1 protein-coding gene is annotated in these 5,543 nt (G+C 74.3%); it reads right to left on the reverse strand.

The window, feature by feature from the left end:
• Window positions 1-5,543, reverse strand: a 5,543-nt coding sequence (locus tag T328_RS35820; RefSeq protein WP_496500453.1) for an SDR family NAD(P)-dependent oxidoreductase, incomplete at both ends; no start/stop codon positions are given.

The following is a 5,543-nucleotide window of genomic DNA, read 5'->3' on the forward strand; positions in this document are numbered from 1 at the left end:
TCCGCGAACACAGGCTCGGCCTCGATCAGATCCGCCGCCATGCCCGCCCACTGCGCACCCTGCCCCGGGAACACGAACACCGTCTTCCCACCCGGCCGCACACTGCCGGTAACGACCCGCGCCGAGGGCTCATCCGCCGCCACCGCGGCCAACCCCTCCAGCAACTCCTCCCGCTCACCACCCACGACCACCGCACGGTGACCGAGGGCAGACCGCGTGGCGACCAGCCCGTGAGCGACCTGGGCCGGGGTGGTCTCGGGGCGTTCGACGAGGTGGCTGCGAAGCCGTGCGGCCTGGTCGGCGAGCGCCTGCGGCGTGTGTCCGGAGATCGGCCACGCCACCACACCGGCCGGCCCTTCAGCGGCCTGTTCGGGCTCGGCGTCCGGTGCCTGCTCGATGATGACGTGCGCGTTGGTGCCGCTCATCCCGAACGACGACACACCCGCACGCCGCGGGCGCTCCTCCGCTACGTCCCATGGCCGCTGCTCGGTGAGCAACTGCACCGCGCCCGCGGTCCAGTCGATGTGCGACGAAGGTTCGTCCACGTGCAACGTCTGTGGCAGGACACCTTCCCGCATCGCCATGACCATCTTGATCACTCCGCCGACACCGGCGGCTGCCTGCGTGTGGCCGATGTTTGACTTCAGCGACCCGAGCCACAGCGGCGAGCCCTCCGGTCGGTCCTGGCCGTACGTCGCCAGGACCGCCTGCGCCTCGATCGGGTCGCCCAGCGTCGTGCCCGTGCCGTGCGCCTCCACGGCATCGACGTCCGATGCCGACAAACCGGCATTGGTCAGGGCCTGACGGATCACCCGCTGCTGCGACGGACCGTTCGGCGCCGTCAGCCCGTTCGACGCACCGTCCTGGTTGACCGCCGAGCCGCGCACCACGGCCAGCACCTTGTGCCCGTTCCGCCGCGCGTCCGACAGCCGCTCCACGAGCAGCAGCCCCACGCCCTCCGACCAGCCCGTCCCGTCTGCCCCGTCCGCGAAGGGCTTGCAGCATCCGTCCGGCGCCAGGCCGCGCTGCCGGCTGAAGACGACGAACGCGTTGGGCGTGGCCATGACCGTCACGCCGCCCGCCAGCGCGAGGTCGCACTCGCCCTGGCGGAGCGACTGCGCCGCCATGTGCAGCGCCACCAGCGACGACGAGCACGCCGTGTCCACCGTCACCGCCGGGCCCTCCAGACCCAGCGTGTACGCGATGCGACCCGACGCGATGCTCGCGAGGCTGCCCGTGCCGAGGTAGCCCTCAAGCTCCTCGGAGATGCTCGGCAGCCGGGAGAAGTAGTCCTGTGACGTCAGCCCGGTGAACACGCCGGTCTGGCTGCCGTGGAGCGACTGCGGGTCGATGCCCGCGCGCTCGAACGTCTCCCACGCCGTCTCCAGCAGCAACCGCTGCTGTGGGTCGGTGGCCAGCGCCTCGCGCGGGCTGATCCGGAACAGGTCGGCGTCGAACTTCGCCGCGTCGTGCAGGAAGCCGCCCCGGTGCGTCGTGGACGTACCCGCGTGGTCGGGGTCGGGGTTCAGCAGGCTGTCCAGGTCCCAGCCCCGGTCGTCGGGGAACGGGCCGATCCCGGTCCGGCCCTCCGCCAGCAGCCGCCACAGGTCCTCCGGCGAGGCGACCCCGCCGGGGAAGCGGCAGGCCATGCCGACGATCGCGACCGGCTCGTCGTCCGCCCGCGCGGTGGCCACGGCACGGGCCCGCGGGGCGTCGGTCTCGGCATCGGCGCCGAGGAGCTGACCGAGGAGGAACTTCGTGAGCGCCCGCGGGCTCGGGTGGTCGAAGACGACGGTCGTCGGCAGTTGCACGCCGGTGGCGGCGCCGAGGCGGTTGCGCAGCTCGACGGCGGTCAGGGAGTCGAAGCCGAGGTCCTTGAACGCGCGGTCGGCGGCCACGTCGCCGGTGCGGCCGAGGACCGCCGAGACGTGCTGGCCGACCAGGGTGAGCACCCGCTCCTGCCGCGCCGCGGGGGACAGGCCGGCGAGCGTACGGGCCAGCCCCGCCGCCGCGCCGGGGCCGGCCGCGGCGGCGACCCGGCGCACGGGGCGTACCAGACCGCGCATCATCGGCGGGACGGCGCCGCCCGCGGCCATCCGCGCCGGGTCGAGGTCGATCGGCAGCAGCGCCGGCGTACCGGCGGCCAGGGCCGAGGCGAAGAGCTGGAGCCCGGTCTCCGTCCGCAGCGGCCGGACGCCGCCGCGGGCCAGCCGGTCGGTGTCCGCCTGGCTCATGTGCCCCGTCATGCCGCTGGCCTCCGCCCAGTAGCCCCAGCCCAGCGACAGGGCGTGCTGCCCGCGGTGGTGCCGGTGCAGCGCCAGAGCGTCGAGGAAGGCGTTGGCCGCGGCGTAGTTGGCCTGGCCGGGCGCGCCGAGTCCGGCCGCGGCGGAGGAGAAGAGGACGAACGTGTCCACGCCGCGCTCGGCGGTCAGCTCGTGCAGGTTCCACGCCGCGTCGACCTTGGGCCGGCGGACCGTCGCCAGGTGCGCGGGCGTCAGGTGCTCGGTCGTGGCGTCGTCGAGTGCACCGGCGGCGTGCACGACGCCGGTGAGCGGGTGCGCGTCCGGGACGGTGTCGAGGACGGCGGCGAGCTGGTCGCGGTCGGCCGCGTCGCAGGCGGTGATCTGGACGGTGGCGCCGAGCGCGGTGAGTTCCTCGTGGAGGCCGCTTGCGCCGGGTGCGTCGGGTCCGGACCGGCTGGTGAGGACGAGGTGCCGTACGCCGTGGGCGGTGACGAGGTGGCGTGCGACGTGGGCGCCGAGGACGCCGGTGCCGCCGGTGACCAGGACGGTGCCGTCGGAGTCGAGCGGCGCGGGGATCGTCAGGACCACCTTGCCGACGTGCTTCGCCTGGCTCAGGAACCGGATCGCCTGCTGCGCGTCGTGGATGTCCCACGCGGTGACGGGCAGCGGGGCGAGCGCCCCGCGGGCGAACAGCTCGCCCAGCTCCCGCAGCATCTCCTGGATACGGTCGGGCCCGGCGTCGCCGAGGTCGAAGACCTGGTACGTCCTGCCGGGGTACGCGTCCGCGACCGCCTCCGCGTCCCGGATGTCGGTCTTCCCGATCTCCACGAACCGGCCGCCGTCACCGAGGAGCCGCAGTGACGCGTCGGTGAACTCCCCTGCCAGGGAGTTCAGTACGACGTCCACGCCGGCACCCTCAGTCGCCGTACGGAACCGGTCCTCGAAGTCCAGCGTCCGCGACGACGCGATACGGGCGTCCGGCAGCCCGTACTCCCGCAGCACGTGCTGCTTGGGTGCGCTCGCCGTCGCGTAGACCTCCAGCCCCCAGTGCTCGGCGAGGTGGAGGGTGGCCATGCCCACGCCGCCCGTCGCCGCGTGCAGCAGCAGCCGCTCGCCCTCCTGCACCCCGGCCAGGTCCGACAGGCCGTAGTACGCCGTGAGATAGACGATCGGCACCGTCGCCGCCTCGGCGAAGGTCCAGTCGTCGGGGATACGGGTGACCAGACGCGCGTCCGTCATGGTGATCGGCCCGGTGCCGGACAGCAGCCCCATCACCCGGTCGCCGACGGCGACATGGGTGACATCGGGCGCCACCTCCAGCACGACGCCGGCGCCCTCACCGCCCAGCGAGCGCACGTCGGCCACCATCCCGAGCGCCACGACGACGTCGCGGAAGTTCAGCCCCGCGGCGCGCAGCGCGATGCGGACCTGGCCGGGCTCCAGCGGGGCGGCGGCCTCGGGGAAGTCGACGAGCCGGACGTCCTCCACCGTCCCGCCACCGGTCACGCCCAGCCGCCACGCCAGTGCGTCCGCGGGCGGCGCCAGCCGCTCCGGAGCCGGGTGGCGGGCCAGCCGCGGCGCATGGAACACGCCGTCGCGCAGGGCGAGCTGGGGTTCGTCCAGGGTGAGCGCGAGGGCGACCTCTTCGGGGGTCGGCGTGCGGTCGGTGTCGAGGAGCGTGATGCGGTCCGGGTGCTCGGTCTGGACGCTGCGGACCATGCCCCACAGCGGGGCGTGCACCAGATCCGTCGGGTGCTCACCGGCGCGGGCCGCGACGGCACCGCCGGTCAGGACCACCAGCCGGGAATCCGCGGCCTCCGCATCGGCCAGCCAGCCCTGGAGCGCGGCCAACGCCTGCTCGGTCGCGGCCTGCACGCGCTCCGGCAGCGAGAGTTCCCCGACCTCGTCGAGACGCGCGAGGACGCCGGCGTCCGGCGCGGGCTCGGCGCCGGCGAGGAGGAACGTGTGCGACGGCAGCGGCTCCTGCGCCGCCTCCGGCGGCGTGAGCGGCGTCCAGGCCACGCTGAACAGCCGGTTGTCGACGTCCGGTGCGGGCGCGGACAGCTGCTCCGGGTCGACGGGCCGGAGGGTCAGCGCCCGGACGCGGGCCACGGGCCGGCCCGTCGGGTCGGCGAGGTGGAGGGCGACGGTGCGGGGGTCGGAGCGCTCGATGCGTACGCGCGCGGTCGTCGCCCCGGTCGCGTACAGGCTGACGCCCGCCCAGGAGAAGGGCAGCGCCACCTCCGCGTTCTCGTCGCCCGCGCGTCGGGTGTCGGCACCCAGGGTGTGCAGGGCGGCGTCGAGCAGGGCGGGGTGGATGCCGTACCCGGTGACGTCGGTCGCCGGGTCGAGGCCGACCTCGGCGTACAGGTTGTCGCCCAGGCGCCAGGCCGCGGTGAGCCCGCGGAACGCGGGGCCGTAGCCGTAGCCGCGCTCGGCCAGCTCGTCGTAGAGGGTGTCCACGGGCAGTGGCGTGGCCTCTGCCGGGGGCCAGGCCCCGAGGTCCTCGCCCGCCGAGTCGGCGTCCTCGTCGGCGAGGACGCCGGCGGCGTGCGTCACCCAGGGCTCGTCGTCGGCCTGCCGTGTGTGTACGGAGACGGGGCTGCGGCCCTGCTCGTCCTCGGGGCCGACGGTCACCTGGAGCTGCAGCGTCGCGTCGTGGGGGAGGACGAGGGGGGTCTGCAGGGTGAGTTCGGCCAGGTGGGGGTGGGCCGTCCGGTCGCCCGCGTGGAGGGCGAGGTCGACGAGCGCGGTGCCGGGGAGGAGCACGGTGCCGGCGACGGCGTGGTCGGCGAGCCAGGGGTGGCTGCGGAGAGAGACCTGTCCCGTGAAGCTGAACGTGCCCGAGTTGTCGGCGTGCTGGAGGGAGGCGGGGAGGAGGGGGTGGTCGGTCTGCTGCAGGCCCAGGGAGGTGGCGTCGCCGCCGGTGGTGCGGACGTCGAGCCAGTAGGGCGCGTGTTGGAAGGGGTAGGTGGGGAGGTCGGCCAGGGGGATGGGGGTCGTGTGCCAGTCGACGGCCACGCCGTGGGTGTGGAGGTGGGCGAGGGCGAGGTGGAGTTGGGTGGGTGAGTGTTCGTTGCGGCGGAGGGTGCCGGTGGCGATCGCGGAGGGGTCGGTGTCGGTGATGGCGGTGGTGAGGGTGGGGTGGGGGCTTGTTTCGACGTAGGTGGTGTGGCCGGTGTCGACCAGGCGCGTGAGGGTGTCGTGGAAGCGGACGGTTTCGCGGAGGTTGGTGTACCAGTAGTCGGCGGTCAGGCCGGTGGTGTCGAACTCCTCGCCGGTGACGGTCGAGTAGAACGG

The organism is Streptomyces sp. CNX435, from assembly GCF_059570575.1.